Genomic DNA, 20,546 nt, shown 5'->3' on the forward strand with positions numbered 1-20,546 from the left:
AGTTTTCAATGATCTCAAACTTACTAAAGTTACTTCAACTTGAAGTCTCTCTAAGCCCTAAACTTTAGGTCTCTGTGTTTGTGGATGGGAATTATAGACAAATCAAACTTTGATGTCAATAGTATTTGAAGAAAATTTCAAAAGTTTTTTTTCAGTGTTAAGTTTATCTGCTTTTTATCGTTTATTGTTATCTGTTAGTCTTACATATATTTGCTATTTAAAGCGTGTTGCTATTTATTAACTCTTTATCTATAAAATTTCTAAACATACAAATATGCAAACTATTTTGTATTACATAATAAAAGGAAAAAAGATGGGACTTTATGATAGAGATTATGCAAGGGGAAGTGCATCTGCATATAACACCTATGCCAAGAGTGACACGCAAATTGTAACTTTTGTTAAAGAGACTTACAAACTTTTTGCCGCTTCAATGATGGCTGGGGCTGTTGGCGCATACGTTGGTGTTCCTATGGCTGGAACAATTGCGGCTAATTTTTTTCCTCTACTTATTTTAGAAATTGGACTTTTAATTGGGCTTCATTTTGTTAAACATAAGCCTGGCATTAATTTAATGGTAATGTTTGGTTTTGTTTTTATGACAGGTCTGATGTTAGCGCCTTTACTTTCTAAAACGCTTGGAATGAGCGGTGGCGGTGCGATTATAGGAAATGCATTTGCAATGACATCTCTTATATTTGGGGCAATGAGTTTTTATGCAATTAAAACAACTAAGGATTTTTCAGGTTACGGAAAACCACTTATGATTGCATTAGTAGTAATCTTAATATTTTCAATAATTAATATTTTTATGGGAAGTCCGCTAATGTCAATCTTGATATCAGGTGCCGTTGTTATTTTATTTAGTATATTAGTAACATATGATACTCAAAACATCATTAGAGGCGCATATGAAACTCCAATTGATGGAGCAATTGCACTTTATTTGGACTTTTTAAATATATTTACATCACTTTTACACCTATTTGGTATCTTTGGAAATGATGAATAACAAACTATCACCCGAACTTTATCGGGTGATAGATGCCAACCTAAATCGCCTTAGAGAGGGTATCAGAGTTGTAGAAGATATTATAAGATATCGGGATAACAATAAAGATTTAGCCTCAAAACTAAAACAACTTAGACATAAAGTAAAAATTAGTGAAACTCAAGAGTTACTAAAACATAGAGATAGTGTTAACGATGTACTTAGAACTTCTTGTAAAAGTGAATTAAATCGCAGTGATATACTTGACATTGTTATCGCAAATTTTAAAAGAGCACAAGAGTCTTCAAGAGTACTTGAAGAGTTATATAAGCTTAATAGCACTGGGTATAGTGAAAACTTCAAATATATAAGATATGAGTTATATGCGCTTGAAAAAGATGTATTGCTAGGAAACTAGACTAAATAGTTTAGATTTTGACAGAGTACATGTAAATTGTGAAGAGTATAGAAATAGAAAGTTATATTATAAAAAAAGATTTGGCATAAAGCCAAATCTTTATTTAGTGCTCTACCTTATGCTCAGGTAAACCCATATCGTATTCTAAATATGCTCTTGATACATTTAAAGAATTTAAAATATCATACATCTTTTTATCTTTGAACTCTTCTAAAGGTACAGCTTCTACAATTCCGGTACTATCTATACCGTTATCCATTGCAGCTTGAACTCTCTCTTTTGTTAAAGTAAAATATTGAACAGACTCATCGGTAGCAGTTTTATCAATAACAAATCCATGTCCCGGTATTAACGTTGTCCAATCTTTTGAATTCATAGTCTCAAGCGCAGCAATTTGCCCATCAACAGAACCGTCTCTATTTGACGTAACTCTTCCGTTCATAACTAAGTCACCGGCTAAAATAAGCTTATTATCCGGCATATAAAGGAAATAATCCTCAACCGAGTGTCCATTACCGACCGGTACATATTCAAAATTGACACCTGAAATAGCAAACTTGATTGTCTCTTTATGCCATTTATCAACAGGTATAATTTTTGTACCTCTTATAGCATTTTCTGGCAGAATTCTAAACATTCTAGTTATATCACCGGAATGATAATTTTTATTAATCGACTCAGGACCGACTATTTCTGAACCATGCACTTCTTTATAGTAATTATTACCCAACCAATGGTCATCATGTTCATGACTCAATATTATAGTTTTAACAGGAAGTTTTCCTGCAATTTTTGTCATAGCTTCATATGCCTGCTTAGCAAATACATAAGATGCACCAGTATCCCATAGTACCCAACTGTCATTCGTTTTAATGTAGCAACTATTTGACATATACCCTGCATTTTCTTTTGTAGGCATCTCTAATGCACCAAAGAAACACCATACATTATCACTAACTTGCTTCGGCTCTAATTTATATTCAAAATCAGGAGTTTGAACAGCCACAGGAGCAGTTTTTTCAACTTTTTTTTCAACAGCAGCTTCTGATTTACTAGAGTTATCTGAAGAACAAGCAGTCATTATTGGTAGTATAGCGATTGCTGAGACTACGAACGGATTAATCATCTTTTTTAACATAAGACATTCCTTTTTTTAGTTTATTCTTGTAAGAATACAGTTGGTCTGTAAAACAACAAGCCAAATCTACTCTTTGGTTAGAAACTATCTCTCCAAGAAGGAGAGATATTACAGAAACTATTTAATTTCTGCTTCGTCTTTATCAGTTTTACCTTTGTTATCAACTGTTTCGATAACAACTTTATCACCTGCTTTAGCACCTTTAAATTCAAATTTGAAATAAGGGTCTTTTGATAAGAAAGGACCTGTTGATGCTTCCCATACAATTTTGTCATTTACTTTAGCAGTAACGTGAGCAATATAACTTACTTCAATCTTTTTTTTCTCAGCTTCTTCTTTACCTGCCATTGGACTAGTAAGTAATAATTTAACTTCTGTAACACCGTCTTTTAATTTTGCTTTTATCTTCATAATATTCCTTTTTTTTTATTTTTTATTTACACAGTATCTATAGTTTGTGAGGGTTAAATCAACCTCCACAACCACCGATAGAAACTTCTACTTTTTGTACAGCTGAGTAAAACTTACCATCTTTACCTTTTGCAACAATTGTTACATTAGCAGTTTTTCTCATTTTTATTTTAGTCATAAGGTCAGCAACACTGCCTTCGCCTAATTCAAATACTACAACAGCACTTCTTGGATTTGCATCTTGAAATACAGCAACAGTTGTTACTTCTACTTTAGATATGATACCTATTGGCACCGCGCCACCATTTTCAGCAAGCTTTGGAGCTTTAATCTCAATTTGACCATCAGTCATAGCAACTTTACCGAACATTGCCTCGATTGCCTCTTGACTAGTAGCAGCATCCCACGCTTTTGGTGCCGTAGCTCTAAAATCTGTAGCACTTAAGCTAGCAGGTAACACTGATGCAGCAGCAGCTACTGCACCTAAACTTAAAAATCTTCTTCTTTGCATTATATTTTCCTTTATATTAGTTTAGTAGATCTAACGAGTCTTACTTGCTAGATTCTACCATAAATTTAACAATATCTTTTACTTGATCGTCACTTAGATTCATAGCTCCGCCTTTTGGAGGCATTGCGCCGACACCGTTAATCGCATTATGATTAACTTTGTCCATACCTTGTTTCATTACTTTATCCCATGCATCTTTATTGCCTACCGGAGGTGCACCCATTGCGTCAGTTTTATGACAAACCGCACAAGATTTTTCATATAACTTTTGAGCTTCTGAAACAGCTCCTCCCTTAGAAGGATCCACTTTTGGCAAATCTCTTACAGTAGAGTATGCAGGTTCAACAGCAGTAATCTCATTCCCGATTGCACTAACTTTCTCTTTACCGCAGTTTTTCATACAACGAGTACCGACAGCGCCAAAGTTTTTAGGATCTTTGTAGAAAGCTCTTACATTCTCAACACCTTTTGGTCCGTCAATGTTAGGATAGAAACCGTTACGGTTAGGCATAACAATTTTTTTGAAGTTATCTTGATTTAACTCCTCAATATCTTCACCGTCAATTTTAATATTGTTTTGAGCCAATAAGTAAGCAGTCATAGCATACATTTGGTCAGGTGAATAGCTTTTTGGGTGTGCATAAGGCATAGCATCACGAATATACCAAATCAGTGTGCTTGCTTGCGGCCAGTATGAACCGATGGTTCTGTTTGGTGCATCTTTACCTGGACAAGTTCTTTGATTTGTGAGTGAAGCTAAAGAGCCTCCTGTTAATGTTGGATAACCTTTACCGCCGGCACCGAACTCACCATGACAAGCAACACAATCTTTATCATAAAGTTCTTCACCTTGATCTACTGTACCTGAACCGACAGGTAAACCGGTACCGTCAGGCATAATATCTGCATCCCATGCTTTTAGTTCATTAGCAGTCGGTACTCTACCGTGATTAATGCCTTTTGTAGATTGTTCATTTATACGGTATGCAGTATATGAGCCATTAGCTCTTTTATATGTAACACCACCGTCTAAAGCATTCTTAGTAGGCTTATAAACACCTGCTGCTGAATCAACTTTAGTTGTTGTAGCAGCAAAACAGCTTGTAAATAGAGCTGTACTTGCAATTACAGAAACCCCTAAAACAATTAATTTATTATTTAATTTAATCATTATCTATATCTCCCTAACTTGGACAGTTGTCTGTTCTAACTTGAACATTATGAACTGAACCATCTTTTCTGACTTCCCAAGTACAAATTGAGTTTCTATGATAAACACCTTCTACGCCGATAATCGCTTTTTCTTGAGTTACTGAAGGCTGTACATATCCAGCATCATCCATCGCACGAGATTGTAATAATAACGGTTTACCTTCATACTTATACATGTATGAAAATCTAGTCCATGATTTAGGAAGAATTAAACCTTTTAGACTTGCTTCAACATAGTTGTCTCCGCCATCAAACGATATATCAACAGCTTTAATAGTTCCATGACCGCTCCATGCGATACCTTCAACTTCTACTATATCACCTTTTTTAAGGTCACTCCACGGTTTTTCAGGACAAGGAGTAGTAATAATAGAGTTAACTTCTAACGGATAGAAGTGTTGAATCGCTTTACCGCTTGCAGTAAGAACTGTATATTTAGAAGTCTCTTCTTTACAGTACCATGGCTCTGCGCCGAATTCCAAACGTTTTAGCCATTTAACACATAAGTTTGCTTCCCAACCCGGTAACATTAAACGAACAGGATAGCCTTGCTCTGGACGAAGAGCTTCACCATTTTGAGCCCAAACAATCATAGCATCATCTAAAACTTTTTCAACAGGAACAGTTCTACTCATCTCAGATCCGTCAGAACCCTCGGCAAGCATCCATTTTGCAGTAGGTTTAAGACCTAGCTCATCAAGAATAACTTTAAGGCGAACACCAGTCCATTCAGCATTACTCATCATACCTTTTACAAATTGCAGTGAGTTGAATTGTGGACCTTTCCACTCAGCTGCACCGTTTGCAGGGCATTCTAAGAAAAGAAGTCTGCTCTCTGAAGGATATTTTTTTAATTGCTCTAGAGTTAAAACAATCGGTTTTTCAACAAGACCGTGAATCATAAGTCTAAACTTATTTGGATCTACATGTGCAACACCATTATGCGTTCTTGTAAAGTGTAAACCGTTTGGAGTAACTATACCCTCCAACTCATGTAACGGCGTCATAGAAACAGCGGCGTGCATATCTCCAGCTGATGAAAGAAGACTAGAAGTTCTTCTTACAACATTATGCTCATACGCCGATGGAATACCGTAAGGATATTTATTAAGCTCATCACCTAAAGTTGTTCCCCACTCGGTATGGTGAATTATATTTTCATCATCTGCCAATAGCTTAGCCGGTGCCAAAATATTAGCAGCTGCAATAGCACTTACAGAATAAGCAGCAGTTCTTTTGAAGAAATCTCTTCTACTTGATTGCTCTACGTTAGTAGTAGTTTCTAAGTTATTTTCAGAAATTTTACTCATTTATTATTTACCTCCTTCTCTTTAATCTTGTAGATTTTAATAGTATGCATAGTACAAACTTTATATGCATAGTACAAAATGCAAGACGGAGATTATATATGAAATTAATTTCAATTGTCAAGGAAAAAAGACAATAATGTAATAATTTTCTCACATTTTTATTTTTATTCACACTTTCTAAAATAAAAATATGTTACTATTGCAAAGATAAAAATGGTAATGGAGTAGTGATGTCAAATATGCCTAGTGGGCTAGTTTTAAAACTTTTTATATCAACTAACAGTGACTCAAAAAGAGTTGACAAATCGGTTATTGCCGTTGATAAAGATGGTGTTTTAGGGGACAAGTTTTATAACAAAGATTCTCAAAGATCGATTCTAATTGCTTCAACGGATAGCTACAATCTTGTTAGTGCATACAATATTGAGATGCCCTTTGGATATCTGGGCGAGAACATTTTAATTGACTATAATCCATATTCATTAGCAATCGGAACAAGAGTTAAAATCGGTAACACTGTATTGGAGATAAGCCAAAACTGCACAATCTGCAACCATCTATCCGTAATAGATAAACGAATTCCATCTCTTTTAAAAAACGACAGAGGAATTTTTGCCAAAGTAGTAGAAGACGGAGAGATAAAAATAGATGATTCTATCTACATATTAGAATCATAAACAAAGACAACTTCAAATTCCAAATAGTTTAAAGGGTATTCGCGAAGAAGTTTTTTACTCTCTTTATAGCTGAGAATTTTTCTAGCTCCGCTGACACCGCTTCTTTTTATATATCTAAACATATCTCTTGTCGATTCAAATTCAAGTTTATAGTTTAGCACTTCAAACTCTGCAGTAAAATATTTTTTTTGCAGTTCGTTAATCTCATCTGCACTTTTTAATATAGAGCTTATCGATGCGGTTTTATTCATGGTTTTAAATGTGTTTGAAGTAAAAATTGCCAAAGCAACCGGAGCATTTAGACTTTTGATACCTTTAAAAATATCTTCTAAGTTATCCGCCCATTGTAAAGCAGAAGCAGAAAATATAAAATCATATTTACATGTAAGCATACTATTAAAAAAATCGGCTCTGTTAAAATCGGCATATATAGTTTTTATCTTTTCTGATTTTGGATGTAGTTCTAACATGTTGTGAGCAAAATCAACTGCGCTTAGCGTTTCATAATCCCAATCTATTGCTTTTGCAATACCGCCGCTTCCACAACCTAAATCCAAAATATTTTTCGGCTTTTGTTTAATTTTGCTAAGAAGATGCTCTATAACTCTATTTTGTATAACATTATAGTTGTTATACTCCAGTGCATATTTAGAGAATTCTAAACTTATTTTCATTTTCTGTTTATAACTAAAGATACTATAAAAATTCCAAGAACACACAATACAATCGTTGCACCCGATGGAAGTGAGAAGTAAAAAGAGAGCGTCATTCCGCATATAACACTAAGTAGTGCAAAAACAAGAGATATAAGCACTGTTTTTAAAAGTCCGACTCTAAACTGGAGTGCAGAAACGCTAGGGATAACCATAAGCGCGCCGATTAACAAACTTCCTACTACTCTAATTGAGAGTGCGATAATAATAGCGACTACAGTTACAAGCAGAAAATTTAAGAAATCAACTTTAATGCCGCTTGTTTTTGCAACCTCTTCATCATAAGCAACAAAATATAGTTCTTTTGAAAAAAACAGCAATGCCCCCAAAGAGATAGCGCCAAAAATAGCTATAGTTATTACATCCTCACTACTGACGGATAAAATAGAGCCGAATAGATATGAAAAAAGAGAGTTGTTAAAAGCCCCGCCGAGTGAAACTATAATTACAGCTATTGCAAGCGAGCCTGATAATAAAATTGAAAGCACCGCATCACTGTAAAGAGAAAAGGAACTTCTTAAATATTCAATAAGCCATGCAGAAATAATAGCAAATACTATGGCACTCCAAAGCGGACTGTACTCCGCCACAAGTCCGATAGCAACACCTACAAGCGCTGAGTGAGCAAGAGTCTCGCTTATCATAGAGTATCGACGAAGTACTATAAAAGTTCCGCTTATCGAAGCAAGAACGGCGATAATGACACCTGCTAAAAAAGCTCTTTGCATAAAACCATATTCAAACATTTCTAACATGTTAATGCTCATGTCGGTGATTATGAAGAAGATGCGCATCTATGCCGTAAAGCTCACTCATCTCTTGACAACTTAAGGTTTGTTTTGGATTATTGCATATAATAGCTTTTTGATTTATAGTAAAAAGTCTTGTTATATCGTCTGCAATAACACCTATATCATGCGTTATAAAAACAATAGTTATCTTCTCTTCTTTATTTAGTTTTTTAAGAAGTGCATAAAAATTCTTTTGAGAAGCAACGTCAACACCGGTATTTGGCTCATCTAGTATTAAAATCTGCGGTTTTGAAGCGAGTGCTCTTGCTATCATAACTCTTTGTCTTTGACCGCCCGATAGAGTTCCTATCATTTTGTTTTGCAAATCAAGGATATCCATCTTAAGCATTGCATCATGTACAGCTCTTTTATCTTCATCTTTAAATGAGTTAAAAAATCCGCCTTGTGAAATTCTTCCCATTTTTACAATATCCAAAACAGTGGCAGGAAAAGAAGAGTCAACATGTGAAGCACGTTGCGGAACATAACCTATCTTATGCCACTCTTTAAAATTTGAGAGTTTTTTTCCGTATATCTTAACTTCCCCGCCACTTGGCTTTTCAAGCTCGAGCAACATTCTAACAAGTGTCGTTTTTCCGCCACCGTTTGGTCCAATTATAGCAATGTATTCAGATGTAAAAATCTCCAAAGAGATGTTTGACAAAATAGTCTGTCCCTTGATTATAAAATTTAAGTTTTTAATATCAAAGATAGGGACGCTAAATTTTATTGACACTCTAATGCCTTAGATATCTTTTGCAGGTTTATTCTCATTATATCTTCATAGCTAAGATTTGCTTTTGCTTCATCTGCCGTAATATTGCCTAGCGGCTGAAGTACTTCACAAGAGGCTTTTGCCTCTTTTGCAATGCTTTTTATAGCTTTATCGCTAACAAAACTCTCAAAAAACACCGTTGAGACTCTATGCTCTTTTACATGTTCAATCAGCCTTAGCATGTTTTTTGCACTAGGCTCTGCCTCCGGAGATATTCCGCTTAGAGCTTCAACCTCAAATCCATATCTGTGTGCAAGATAGGAAAATGCATCATGGTTTACTATAATAGTATCAAGCTTACATGTAGAGAGCTTTTTTTTATACTCTGCATCAAGACTATTTAACATATTTATATAACTATCTCTATTTTTTATATAAAGCTCTTTGTTATGAGGAAGAAGCTCAATAAACTCTTTTGTAATAGTCTGCGTCGCTATTATCATATTTTGAGTATCTAGCCAATAGTGTGGGTCAACACCGCTCTCGTTATGAGCATGATGATGACCTTCATGACCTCCCAACTCTCTTAACTTTACATGTAAGCTCATATTGAGCATTTTATTTTTAAACTCAAACCTCTCTATCCAAGGCTCTAAACCGGCTCCGCTGTAAACAACTAAATTGCTTTTAGATATTTTTATCATCTCTTTTGGTGTGGGTTCGTAGCTGTGGGCATCTACCCCAAAAGGTAAAATCATAAAAATCTCTGCACTATCAGCGGCAATATTTTTTGATATATCATAGAGAGAAAATGTACTTATAGCAACAGAAGGGATTTTATTTAGCTCTTTGGCGCTCATTGATGCAAAAGATATAAAAATCGTGATAACCGTTATAAAAATTTTACTGTTAAAATTCACTATTTTTCCATTTTTTGTGAAATTATACCCCAAAAATTAAAATGATGCCGATATACATGTAGTCGGTAATTTAAAATTTTTAAAGAGATATTGGATAAAATTTGTTAATTCGGCATAAGTAACGATAAATAATAGGTGAAAACAGATGAAAAAATGGTACTCTTCTAATATAAAAAACGAGATACTGTTATGGTTCTTTATTGTGTCTATTTTACCGCTTCTTTTTATTTTTATCTTATACTATTTTAATCTAAAGTCGGATTATGAACAACATGCGCAAAAATATCTAACACAGATTTTAAATGAAAAAGTAAAAATTACAAATAATTATATAAACAATCTAAAAAGCCAACTTGAGACGATATCTCTTTTTCCTATTACAAAGGAACAATTAAAAAAGTACAAAAAAGATTTTAGTACAGATAAGTTAAAAAACATCTATCAAGAAAATCAATTCTTTGAAAACTTGCTCTTAAAATACAATTATTACGATATGTTTGTGATTGATACAAAAGGCGATGTTTTATATACCGTAAAAAAAGAATCAGATTTATATGAGAACCTATTATCAGGCCCACTTAAAGACTCAGGACTTGCATGGGTATTTAAAAAAAGTAAATCTTCTTTAAAAACTGAAATATCTACATTTTCTTATTACGCGCCTTCCTCTGCGAAAGCCTCTTTTATTGCGACACCGATTTTTGATAAAAATAAAATTATTGGTGTATTAGCATTTCAAATTTCAGAAAAAGAGCTATTTAAAATGATAGTTAATTATGAAGGCCTAGGCAAGAGCGGAGAAATTGTAGCCGGATATTTGGATAAAGATGGAAATATTATATCTGCGATACCGCTAAGACATGTCAAGGATGCTTTTGAAAACAGTTTTGTACTTCAATCAAGCAGTAAATCCAACAAAAAAATACCAGTAAGAGAAGCTCTTGAAGGAAAAAACGGTTGCGGTATATCCGTGGATTATCGAGATATCAAAATATATGCTGCATGGAAATATGTGCAGAGTCTTGGGTGGGGAATGGTTGTAAAAATGGATTACGAGGAGATAATGCAACCTGCATATAATAGAGCGTTAATAAATCTGCTTATCCTCTTTTTTGTGACACTTTTTATTGTCATTGCCATTATTATAGTAACTAAACATATAGTAACTCCGGTAGATATTTTAATAAAAAGAGTAAAAAGCCTATCTAACAATGACACTATTGGCACAATCAGCGATGAAAGAGTAGAACTAAATAATGAGATAGGAACACTTTTTAAGACTTTTAACGACATGTCTAAATCTTTATATAACTCTAGAAAAATTATTAAAGATTACGCTACCGAACTAGAATCAAAAGTAGAACTTCGCACAAAAGAGCTGCAAATCAGTAAAGATGAATTAGAAAAAACAAATGAAAAAATGAAAAGATATCTAGATGTTATAGATAAATACGTCATTACATCATCTACCGATTTAGACGGTATTATAACAGAGGTAAGTGAAGCATTTTGTAAAATCTCCGGATATAAAAAAGCAGAGCTCATAGGTAAAAAACACGATATATTACGACACCCTGCTACGGAAAATAGTTTTTATGAAGAGCTGTGGGAAACTATAACTAAAGGCAAAATCTGGCATGGTGAAATTAAAAATCTAAAAAAAGACGGTTCCTACTACTGGGTTGATGCAATAGTTTCGCCAACCTTTAATAAAGAGGATAAAATAGAAGGATATAGCTCCATTCGCCAAGATATTACAGACAGAAAAAGAGCGCAAAAGCTCTCAATTACAGATCCCCTTACAAAGATATACAATAGAATTCATCTTGAAGAGAGTTTTAAAGAGGAGCTAAATAGAGCCAAAAGATACAAAACAAATTTTTCGGTAATTTTACTCGATATAGACCACTTTAAAGAGGTAAACGATACTTACGGACATGACATAGGCGATGAAGTACTCATAGATATAGCAAAGATTTTAAAACAAAACATAAGGGCTACGGATATTTTGGGTCGCTGGGGCGGTGAGGAGTTTTTAATTATTTTACCTCAAACAGATATTTTAGAAACCGGTCTGCTAGCAGAAAAACTAAGAATGGCAATAGAGAACAATACATTTGATAAAATTGGCAAAAAAACATGCAGCTTTGGAGTTTCTGAGTTTAAAGAGAGTGACGAATCATCAAAAAATATTGTAAAAAGAGCGGACAATGCTCTTTATAAAGCGAAAGATTTAGGAAGAAATAGGGTCGTTATCTCAAAAGAGTAACAAATAGCACTTGGATTTATCTATTTTTAAGAGTTTATTTTGCAACAATTATTTTTTTTGGGTATAATTCGCAACTTTTAAAACTTAGGATATATAATGACAACCAGTTTTTTACTTATTGTTCAAATAATTTTAGTTGTGATGTTGGTAATTGCAGTGCTGTTGCAAAAAAGCTCTAGTATCGGTCTTGGAGCGTACAGCGGTTCAAATGAGTCTGTTTTTGGAGCAAAAGGTCCAAACAGCTTTTTGGCAAAGACAACTTTTATCATAGGTTTTTTATTTGTTATAAATACGATAACACTTGGGTACATGTACTCCTCAACTTCCGGTGAATCTGTTGTTGATAATCTAGTTGAAACAACTAATGTTGCTGCACCTTCAGCACCTATTGTTGTACCTGAAAAGAACGAAACTACACCTTCAAAATAGTTGCAATTTTTTGCAACTATAACCACCTGAATTCTTTTTTTTAAATTTTTCCTGCTACAATTACACCACTATTTTTTAATAATATTACAATAATACAAGGGAACAAAAATGCTAAACGAAATATTCAATCAGTGTGAAACTGAAATGAAAGCAAGTGTAAGCCATATGCTAAGAGATTTTAAAACACTTAGAACAGGTAAGGTTACGACTTCTGTTTTAGACAATGTAAAAATCGATTACTATGGTACTATGACGGCACTTGATCAAGTAGGTTCAATTTTAGTAGCAGACGCAACCACTATTGTTATAAACCCATGGGAAAAGAATCTTCTCTCAATGATTGAAAGCGCAATATCAAAAGCAAATGTCGGCGCAAACCCGAATAATGACGGCACGCAAATCAAACTATTTTTCCCTGCAATGACTGTTGAGCAAAGACAAGAGTCTGTAAAACAGATGAAAGGCATGGGAGAGACTGCTAAAGTTGCTATAAGAAACGACAGAAAACATGCAAACGATAAAATCAAAAAATTTGAAAAAGATAAAGAAGTAACGGCTGATGAGTCAAAATCTGCCCAAGATAATATACAAAAAATTACCGATAAGTTTATTGCGGAAGTTGATGGTATATTAAAAACAAAAGAAGCAGAAATATTAAAAGTTTAGTACTTAAAATAGATTAATTTGGATTAGAAAATGGACATTAAAAAAATATATATGGATTCAAACGCTCTTTTAGAGGGGCATTTTAAACTAAGTAGCGGCAACCATTCACAATTTTATCTACAATCCGCAAAAGTCTTAGAGGATCCAAAAACAGCAAAACTCCTTGCTGATGCACTGGCACTTCAAATCAAAGCAAGCGGTATAAAGATAGATACAGTCTGCGCTCCTGCACTTGGCGGCTTAATCGCAGGTTTTGCACTTGCGCAAGCACTTGATGTTCGTTATATCTTCGCAGAGAGAGTAAACGGCGAAATGAGTATTCGACGCGGTTTTGAAGTAAGCCGCGGCGAGAGAGTTTTGATGTGCGAAGATATCATCACAACGGGCGGCTCTGCTATGGAAGCAGCGGCAGTTGTAGAGAGTTTAGGCGGAGAGATTGTCGGCGTTGCAGCTCTTGCAAATCGCGGTTTTTGTAAACGCATCAACAGCGCTGTTACAACAAAACCAAATTGCAAACTTCCTCAAAATATTCCGTTTTTTGCACTTGATGATTTTACGTTTGAGATGTATGCACCAGATGCATGTCCGCTGTGTAAAGATGGAAGTGAAGCTATAAAACCCGGCTCCAGAGGTAATTAGCCGATGTTATGCACTATAATGAGCAAAGCCCGTTACAGTGGCATGGACACTAGTGCCCCTACAACCCACTAAAGCTACTTCATTAAAATGAAGAGATTTTTTGCACTACTTATTAGCACTATAATAACTCTTAGTGCGGCTAATATCCCTAAAGATGAACAGACGCTAAAAAAGATGATTGGCCGAATGTTAATTGTCGGCTTTGAGGACGAGAGCATCGATAAAAACAGCAAAATTACCTCACATTTGCAAAACTATGAACTCGGCGGAGTAATACTTTTTGACCGCTTTTATAACGATAGAAACAAAACAAAAAACATAAGCTCGCCCGAGCAGTTAAAAGCTCTAACCTCATCACTAAAATCTTTTTCTAAAAAACCGCTTCTTATATCGGTCGATCAAGAGGGCGGAAAAGTCGCAAGACTAAAACCTGCTTATGGATTTGGTGCAACTCCTTCGGCAAAAGTAGTATCCGAAATGGATGCTTACATGTCAACACACGTATATAATAATCTTGCAAGAACACTTAACAAAGCAGGTATTAACTGTGATTTTGCACCTGTCGTTGATTTGGCAATCAATCCAAATAACAGCGTAATCGTAGGTTTAAAACGCTCATACGGGAGTGATAGCAAAGAGGTCGTAAAGTATTCAAAAATATTTATGAGCTCCCTAAAAGAGCAAAATATTATCAGTGTTTTAAAACATTTTCCAGGACACGGCTCGTCACTGGCAGATTCTCATCAAGGATTTGTTGACATAAGCAAAACATGGAGCGAGACAGAGCTAGAACCATACAAAGAGCTTATAAAAACAGGCGATGTTTCTATGATAATGAGCGCACATGTATTTAACTCGCAATTGGATAAAGAGTATCCTGCGACACTCTCATATAAAGTAAGTACAAAACTGCTTCGTGAAAAACTGGGCTATAGGGGCGTTATAGTAAGCGATGATATGCAGATGAAGGCTATTTCAGAGCATTATTCGCTAAAACAGAGTGTAACTCTTGCTATTAATGCCGGAGTTGACATGCTTATTTTTGGCAACCAGTTAGCTACTCAAGATATTGACGAGCTTGTAAATTTGATTTTAGAGCAGATTAAAAACGGCTCAATTAGCTATGAGAGAATTTTAGAATCAAATAAAAGAGTAGAGTCTCTTTTTGGCTCAAGACAAATTAAATAATGCAAAGTGCTTTTTCAACTCTTGACTGGTTGGTTTTTGGCTCCTATTTTTTTCTTCTTGCAATTTCATCTTTTATTTTAAGCCAAACTAAAATCAACTCTTCACGAGACTATTTTTTATCTCCAAACGCGCTGCCTATGATTGCAGTTTCTATCTCTGTTCTTGCGACTTCACAATCTGCCGCTACTTTTCTAGGTGTTCCGGAGTACTCATATAAGCATGATTTTACTTTTATAGGATTCTATTTTTCTGCGCTTGTTGCCGTAATATTTGTCGCTTACGTACTCATTCCAAAATATTATGAGATGAAAGCGGTTACGGTTTATGAGCTTTTAGAGAGTAGATATGGACAAAATTCCAAAAAACAAGCCGGCATTATGTTTTTGGTAGGTCGAATTCTAGCAAGCGGTGCAAGACTCTACATAGGCGCACTTGCTATCTCTATGATTTTATTTAATGATGTAATATTCTTACATGTAAGTATTTCTATATTTATATTAATGCTAGGCGCACTTGCATATACATATTTTGGAGGTGTTCGCTCAATTGTTTTAAGCGATGTTATTCAAGCTATAACCTATGTAGGAGCAGGGATTGCCGTACTTATCTATCTCTACTCCTCTTTAAACGATATAGACATCTTTAAAACTCTGCAAGAGCATAACAAACTAAACTTTTTTGAAGCCTCTCTAAATAGCGAATTTAATATCTTTTCTCTTTTTGGCGGTTGGCTACTTCTTAATATTGCCGCATTCGGGCTTGATCAAGATATGACACAAAGAGTTTTGGCTTGCAAGGATAAAAACGAGGCCGCAAAATCACTTATTATCTCTATTCTTATGACGATTCCAGTCGTACTACTTTTTTTATCTATAGGAGCACTTCTTTTTATTTTTTACATGCAAAGCAGTGTTGAGCAGAGTTTTAACGGGGAAAAAATCACTATCTTTATGTACTACATTTTAAACGAGATGCCAGATGGTCTTAGAGGCTTAGTGACAGTCGGAGCAATTGCGGCAGCACTCTCTAGCGCAAACTCGGTACTTGGCGCTATGGCGTCGGTAGCAATTGAAGATTTGTATAAACCTTGGAGATTAAAACGTGGAGATATAGACGAGTACCATTTTGTAAAAGCTTCAAGAGTTGCCGTAATCTTTTTTGCTGTTGCTCTATCCATAATGGCAATAATCAGTTACTTCTGGCAAAGATATAGCGACCTCTCACTTATCAGCTTTGCGCTTGGCGTTATGGCATTTGCATATACCGGTCTTTTGGGCGTATATTTTTCTGCGATATTTACTTCCCGCGGAAATGAAAAGAGTGTTTTATGGGCACTTATTAGCGGTTTTATTACCGTTTTAGCACTTCAGCCCTATACTTTTGGAATAAGTTTGGGATTTTCATGGCAAATTATTCTGGGAACTGCGGTTGCATTTTTTGTTACACAATTAGGAGCTAAAAAATGAGTGAATTTTATATCGGTGTAATGTCGGGAACTAGTCTTGACGGTGTTGATATAGCTTTTTGCAAAATAGATTCTAACACTTGTGAGCTAATTAGTTTTGGCAAATACCCTTTTGATGCAAAATTAAAAGAGGATATCTTAAGCGTTATTGGCACACAAACTACCCTAAGCACAATAGGTCAAATTGATACTCGTCTAGGCTACATGTATGCCGATGCGATAGAGAGTTTTATAGCTAGGCAAAAGATAGATAAGAAAACTATAACTGCCATCGGTCTGCACGGTCAAACACTTTGGCATGAACCAAATTCCGACTACCCTTTTTCTATGCAGCTTGGCAATCCAAATATAATAACGGCGCAAACAGGCGTTAGTGTCGTTAGTGATTTTAGACGAAAAGATATAGCGCTTGGGGGTCAAGGCGCACCGTTTGCACCTGCTTTTCATCATTTTTTATTTTCAAAACTAGACGAAAATATTGCTGTTTTAAATATCGGCGGCATGGCAAATCTAACTGTTATAGGCGATAAACTAATAGGCTACGATACTGGTTGCGGAAATGTTTTAATGGATATGTGGGCTTTTGAGTGCAAAGGCGAAGCATACGACAAAGACGGTACATTTGCAAAAAGCGGAAAGGTTAATACGACACTGCTTGAAAAGATGTTAGATGATGATTATTTTAAAAAAGCTCCTCCAAAGAGTACGGGCAGAGAATATTTCAATCAAACATGGCTTGCTTCTTACATGCCTCTTTTTAGAACTATCAAAGACGAGGACATTGCGGCAACGCTTTTAGAACTTACTGCGCAAAGCATAGCAAATGAGGTCAAAAAAACCTCTACAAATCTCTTAATCGTGTGCGGCGGCGGCGTTAATAACGGCTATCTGATGGAGCGTCTAAGAGATAATTTAAAAGGTTTAAAAGTTACATCAAGCGATGAAGTAGGAGTAAGCGGCGAGTTTATGGAAGCTATGGCTTTTGCATGGCTTGCTCATGAGAGAGTGCACAAAAAATGTGTTAAACTATCCTCCGTAACCGGAGCGTCAAGAGATTCAATATTAGGTGCTATATATGAGTAAAATAAAAGAGTGGCTGTTAACAACTCCGTACAAAAACTATACGATTGAAGCTGCGTTGGCAGATGCAAGTTTTAGAAAATATTACAGGCTAAGAGACGGAGAAAAAACTGCTCTTTTGATGGACTCTTCGCTTGAGCTAAACTCTTTAAAAGCGTTTTTAGATATAACATCAAGACTTAGCAAAGCAGATGTGTGCGCACCTAAAATCTTTGAGACAAACTTACAAAACGGCTATCTTATTATAGAAGACTTTGGAACGACTCACTATTTGGATGTACTAAATCAGGACAATTTTAAAGCTTTTTATACAAAAGGCTTAAATACGATACTAAAAATACAAAAAGCAAACGCAGAAGGTCTGCCTTTATACGATAAAGAGTTTTTACATGTAGAGATGAATCTTATGCAGGAGTGGTATATAGAAAAATTTCTACATGTAAAACTTAGCGACTCTCAAAGAGAAGTTATAACAAGAACGCTTGAAGCTATTTCAGACGTTGTACTTGAACAGCCTCAAGATGTTTTTGTACATCGTGATTTTCACTCAAGAAACATCATGCTAAAAAACGACAAAAAAATCGGGATAATCGATTATCAAGATGCAATGAACGGTGCCATTACCTACGATTTGGTATCACTGCTTAAAGATTGTTACGTTGCCTACGATAGAAAAGAGATAAAAAAACTAGCCCTTGAATTTCGAGATAAAAAGGGATTAAAAGTTGACGATGAGACATTTATAAAGTGGTTTGATTTTATGGGTATGCAAAGACATATCAAGGTACTGGGAATCTTCTCTAGGCTAAATATTCGCGATAAAAAAAGCGGTTATTTAAAAGATATCCCATTAACACTCAAATATATTATAGATACCGCAAACAGATATAGCCAAACCAAAGAGCTTGCAAATCTTTTAAGCAGCATAAAATGAAAGCGATGATTTTAGCGGCAGGTCGAGGAGAGAGAATGCGTCCGCTTACGGATAAAATACCAAAACCACTGCTAAAAGTTCACGGCAAGAGCCTTATTGTTTGGCACATTGAAAAACTTGCCTATCTCGGTTTTAGCGAAATTGTTATAAATATCGATTATCTCGGAGATAAAATTATTGAAGCTTTGAGTGACGGTTCTGCATGGGGTGTTAGTATAACATACTCAGACGAGAGGCAAAGCGGAGCGCTTGAGAGCGCGGGCGGAATTATTAAAGCACTCCCTTTTATGGGCAAAGATACTTTTTTAGTAGTAAATAGCGATGTATGGTGTGATTATGAGTTCGATTTTAATTTTGATTTAAAAGATGATTTGGCTCATCTTATTTTAGTTCCAAATCCACAGCACAATCCTGAGGGCGACTTTGGGTTAAGTAAAGAGAGAGTGACTAATGATTCAAATAAAAAATCTACCTTTTCAGGCATAGGATATTATAGTCCAAAACTTTTTGAGAATATAGAGATGCAAAAAACTCCGCTTGCTCCAATTTTAAGAGAAGCGGCTAATAACAAAAGAGTTGGCGGTTCACTCTATCTAGGCGAATGGCATGATATAGGTACGCCGCAAAGACTAAAAGATATCCAAAACTAACTATGTTTTAGTATCAGCATCTCAAGCTCACGTAGATTTGTTATACTATTAACGCGCAAATCTACATGTTTAAAACTAAGCGTTATATCAATACCCTTAAATATCTCTTGTTGCATACACTTTTCCAATATTATATCAGTATGATTTTTGCTAACAATAACAAAATCATCTCCATGTATTCTAAAAATAAATGAAGATGGAAACTTTATAATAAGATTTGCCGCAAACTTTTTCAAAAATATATCACCATCTGCCCAGCCGTATTTCTCATTGTATTTGCTAAAGTTATGCATATAGATTATATTTACGCAAATAAACTCTCTATTTATACTGTTTTGGTTTAATATATAGTTTAAATATTTTGAGTTGTATGCATCGGTTACCTGATCTCTGTAAAAATATGCAAAACGCTCTTTCTCAATCTCTGTAATCGGAAGCTGATTGATATCATCAATAATTTCTACACTCTTTAATACTTTTGCAGCACTTTCTACTACTTTAGGGTGGAACTGTTTTTCGGACAACTCACAAAGCTCATCTATGGCCTCGTAAACATTTTTTTTCGCTTTGTAGATACGATTGGTAGTCATTGCGTCAAAAGCATCGGCAACTATCATAATATGCCCAAGCATAGGAATCTCATCGCCGCTTAGTCCCTTTGGGTAACCTTTACCGTCATATCTCTCATGGTGGCAAATAACAATATCTGCAATCTCTTTATACATTGGGATTGTTGATAAGATAGAGTGACTCACTTCAACATGTCTTTTTATAAGTTTATACTCTAACTCGCTTAGTTTATCCGGCTTTAGCAAAACATTGTCGGGAGTAGAAATTTTTCCTATATCATGAAGCGTTCCTGCTTTATAGATAAGTTCGCACTCCTCTTGTGTACAACCCATCTCTTGAGCTATCATCTTAGAATATGCTGCAACTCTTTGTGAATGTCCGCCCGTATAGCTATCTCTATCTTCGACGATGGAGACAAAAGCTTCAAGCGTTTTCTCGAAATTTTGAGAAATAAGATCTTCTTGCTCTAAAACTTTTTTCTTTAAATAGACCTGCTCCGTTATATCCTGCTTGGTGACAGTGATTTTTTTAAAAAATTTAATCGATTTTTCCTTACCCATTTTTTACAAACCCCTTTGTATTAGGATATTTTATCTAAATAACTCTATTTTTGTATAAACTGTCCGCACCCTTTCACTTCTGTGCCTTTAAATGTTTTATAATCCTGATTGCCGTTTTTATATGATTCGTAACGCGCACACTCTTTACTATTAATGCATTTTTTGTTGTCGCAAGCTTTATCTACCATCTCTTAACCTATCTATAATATTTTTTCTCGTATTGTAGCAAAAATAGGCATTATAAATGCTTCTTGAAAATAGAGCATTAACCTATAATAAAAACTATTCT

The 20,546-nt window shown here is 35.1% G+C and carries 23 protein-coding genes; 12 read left to right on the forward strand and 11 right to left on the reverse strand.

The features are described from left to right. Positions 1–313 precede the first annotated feature (313 nt). Positions 314–1,012, forward strand: coding sequence for a Bax inhibitor-1/YccA family protein (locus A2530_RS07600; protein ID WP_294883480.1), 699 nt, complete (start codon positions 314–316; stop codon positions 1,010–1,012). Next, complete coding sequence (locus A2530_RS07605) at positions 1,005–1,409, forward strand: thiamine-phosphate pyrophosphorylase (protein WP_294883478.1); 405 nt, start codon at positions 1,005–1,007, stop codon at positions 1,407–1,409. Before A2530_RS07600 ends, A2530_RS07605 begins: the two co-directional genes overlap by 8 nt. A 103-nt stretch (positions 1,410–1,512) precedes the next feature. Here the strand turns inward: A2530_RS07605 and A2530_RS07610 are convergent, their stop codons facing one another. The 5 genes from A2530_RS07610 to soxC form a co-directional block, all read right to left on the reverse strand. Further along, positions 1,513–2,547, reverse strand: coding sequence for an MBL fold metallo-hydrolase (locus tag A2530_RS07610; RefSeq protein ID WP_294883477.1), 1,035 nt, complete (start codon positions 2,545–2,547; stop codon positions 1,513–1,515). 117 nt (positions 2,548–2,664) lie between these two features. Continuing rightward, complete coding sequence (gene soxZ / locus A2530_RS07615; protein ID WP_294883475.1) at positions 2,665–2,958, reverse strand: thiosulfate oxidation carrier complex protein SoxZ; 294 nt, start codon at positions 2,956–2,958, stop codon at positions 2,665–2,667. Positions 2,959–3,016: 58 nt separating this feature from the next. After that, a complete protein-coding gene (gene soxY, locus A2530_RS07620; protein WP_294883474.1) occupies positions 3,017–3,469 on the reverse strand; it encodes a thiosulfate oxidation carrier protein SoxY in 453 nt (150 codons plus the stop codon). Positions 3,470–3,509: 40 nt separating this feature from the next. Beyond that, entirely contained in the window at positions 3,510–4,640 is a 1,131-nt protein-coding gene (locus A2530_RS07625; RefSeq protein ID WP_294883472.1) for a c-type cytochrome, read from the reverse strand. Between the two features lie 13 nt (positions 4,641–4,653). Then, positions 4,654–5,991, reverse strand: a complete 1,338-nt coding sequence (gene soxC, locus A2530_RS07630) for a sulfite dehydrogenase (protein ID WP_294883470.1) — start codon at positions 5,989–5,991, stop codon at positions 4,654–4,656. Between the two features lie 230 nt (positions 5,992–6,221). On the opposite strand from soxC, the gene A2530_RS07635 reads away from it, so the two are divergent. Continuing rightward, the gene (locus tag A2530_RS07635) at positions 6,222–6,668 is read left to right on the forward strand and encodes an MOSC domain-containing protein (RefSeq protein WP_294883469.1); all 447 of its coding nucleotides are present in this window, start codon (positions 6,222–6,224) and stop codon (positions 6,666–6,668) included. Here A2530_RS07635 and A2530_RS07640 read toward each other — a convergent pair. Genes A2530_RS07640 through A2530_RS07655 form a run of 4 tightly spaced genes read right to left on the reverse strand, consistent with a single transcriptional unit; the run spans position 6,650 to position 9,807 of the window. After that, positions 6,650–7,342, reverse strand: coding sequence for a methyltransferase domain-containing protein (locus tag A2530_RS07640; protein WP_294883468.1), 693 nt, complete (start codon positions 7,340–7,342; stop codon positions 6,650–6,652). The two genes, A2530_RS07635 and A2530_RS07640, sit on opposite strands and share 19 nt — an antisense overlap. Further along, positions 7,339–8,136 carry a metal ABC transporter permease gene (locus tag A2530_RS07645; protein ID WP_294883466.1) on the reverse strand — a complete coding sequence of 266 codons (798 nt, stop codon included), beginning with the start codon at positions 8,134–8,136 and terminating at the stop codon, positions 7,339–7,341. Before A2530_RS07645 ends, A2530_RS07640 begins: the two co-directional genes overlap by 4 nt. A gap of 1 nt (position 8,137) precedes the next feature. Next, positions 8,138–8,908 carry a metal ABC transporter ATP-binding protein gene (locus A2530_RS07650; protein ID WP_294883464.1) on the reverse strand — a complete coding sequence of 257 codons (771 nt, stop codon included), beginning with the start codon at positions 8,906–8,908 and terminating at the stop codon, positions 8,138–8,140. Continuing rightward, on the reverse strand, positions 8,899–9,807 hold the full coding sequence (locus A2530_RS07655) for a metal ABC transporter substrate-binding protein (RefSeq protein WP_294883462.1): 909 nt from the start codon (positions 9,805–9,807) through the stop codon (positions 8,899–8,901). Before A2530_RS07655 ends, A2530_RS07650 begins: the two co-directional genes overlap by 10 nt. Before the next feature lie 145 nt (positions 9,808–9,952). On the opposite strand from A2530_RS07655, the gene A2530_RS07660 reads away from it, so the two are divergent. From A2530_RS07660 to murU, 9 genes are all read left to right on the forward strand, one after another. Beyond that, positions 9,953–12,076: a diguanylate cyclase gene (locus A2530_RS07660; RefSeq protein WP_294883460.1), complete on the forward strand. Its 2,124-nt coding sequence runs from the start codon at positions 9,953–9,955 to the stop codon at positions 12,074–12,076. Between the two features lie 96 nt (positions 12,077–12,172). After that, positions 12,173–12,505 (forward strand): preprotein translocase subunit SecG, encoded by a 333-nt coding sequence (secG, locus tag A2530_RS07665; RefSeq protein WP_294883458.1) that lies wholly within the window; start codon positions 12,173–12,175, stop codon positions 12,503–12,505. Between the two features lie 108 nt (positions 12,506–12,613). Continuing rightward, entirely contained in the window at positions 12,614–13,171 is a 558-nt protein-coding gene (gene frr, locus A2530_RS07670) for a ribosome recycling factor (protein WP_294883456.1), read from the forward strand. A gap of 30 nt (positions 13,172–13,201) precedes the next feature. Beyond that, entirely contained in the window at positions 13,202–13,810 is a 609-nt protein-coding gene (gene pyrE / locus A2530_RS07675; RefSeq protein ID WP_294883454.1) for an orotate phosphoribosyltransferase, read from the forward strand. A gap of 87 nt (positions 13,811–13,897) precedes the next feature. Continuing rightward, the gene (locus A2530_RS07680; protein WP_294883452.1) at positions 13,898–14,998 is read left to right on the forward strand and encodes a glycoside hydrolase family 3 N-terminal domain-containing protein; all 1,101 of its coding nucleotides are present in this window, start codon (positions 13,898–13,900) and stop codon (positions 14,996–14,998) included. After that, on the forward strand, positions 14,998–16,464 hold the full coding sequence (locus A2530_RS07685; RefSeq protein WP_294883451.1) for a sodium:solute symporter: 1,467 nt from the start codon (positions 14,998–15,000) through the stop codon (positions 16,462–16,464). Before A2530_RS07680 ends, A2530_RS07685 begins: the two co-directional genes overlap by 1 nt. After that, positions 16,461–17,546 (forward strand): anhydro-N-acetylmuramic acid kinase, encoded by a 1,086-nt coding sequence (locus A2530_RS07690; RefSeq protein ID WP_294883450.1) that lies wholly within the window; start codon positions 16,461–16,463, stop codon positions 17,544–17,546. Before A2530_RS07685 ends, A2530_RS07690 begins: the two co-directional genes overlap by 4 nt. Then, positions 17,539–18,477 (forward strand): phosphotransferase, encoded by a 939-nt coding sequence (locus A2530_RS07695; protein ID WP_294883449.1) that lies wholly within the window; start codon positions 17,539–17,541, stop codon positions 18,475–18,477. Before A2530_RS07690 ends, A2530_RS07695 begins: the two co-directional genes overlap by 8 nt. Continuing rightward, on the forward strand, positions 18,474–19,127 hold the full coding sequence (gene murU / locus A2530_RS07700; RefSeq protein WP_294883447.1) for an N-acetylmuramate alpha-1-phosphate uridylyltransferase MurU: 654 nt from the start codon (positions 18,474–18,476) through the stop codon (positions 19,125–19,127). Before A2530_RS07695 ends, murU begins: the two co-directional genes overlap by 4 nt. Here murU and A2530_RS07705 read toward each other — a convergent pair. Together A2530_RS07705 and A2530_RS07710 are read right to left on the reverse strand one after the other, a co-directional pair. Beyond that, a complete protein-coding gene (locus tag A2530_RS07705; protein ID WP_294883446.1) occupies positions 19,124–20,257 on the reverse strand; it encodes an HD domain-containing phosphohydrolase in 1,134 nt (377 codons plus the stop codon). The two genes, murU and A2530_RS07705, sit on opposite strands and share 4 nt — an antisense overlap. 44 nt (positions 20,258–20,301) lie before the next feature. Continuing rightward, a complete protein-coding gene (locus A2530_RS07710; RefSeq protein ID WP_294883445.1) occupies positions 20,302–20,445 on the reverse strand; it encodes a hypothetical protein in 144 nt (47 codons plus the stop codon). Positions 20,446–20,546 lie beyond the last annotated feature (101 nt).

This window comes from Sulfurimonas sp. RIFOXYD2_FULL_34_21 (assembly GCF_001830805.1).
Taxonomy (GTDB): Bacteria; Campylobacterota; Campylobacteria; order Campylobacterales; family Sulfurimonadaceae; genus Sulfurimonas.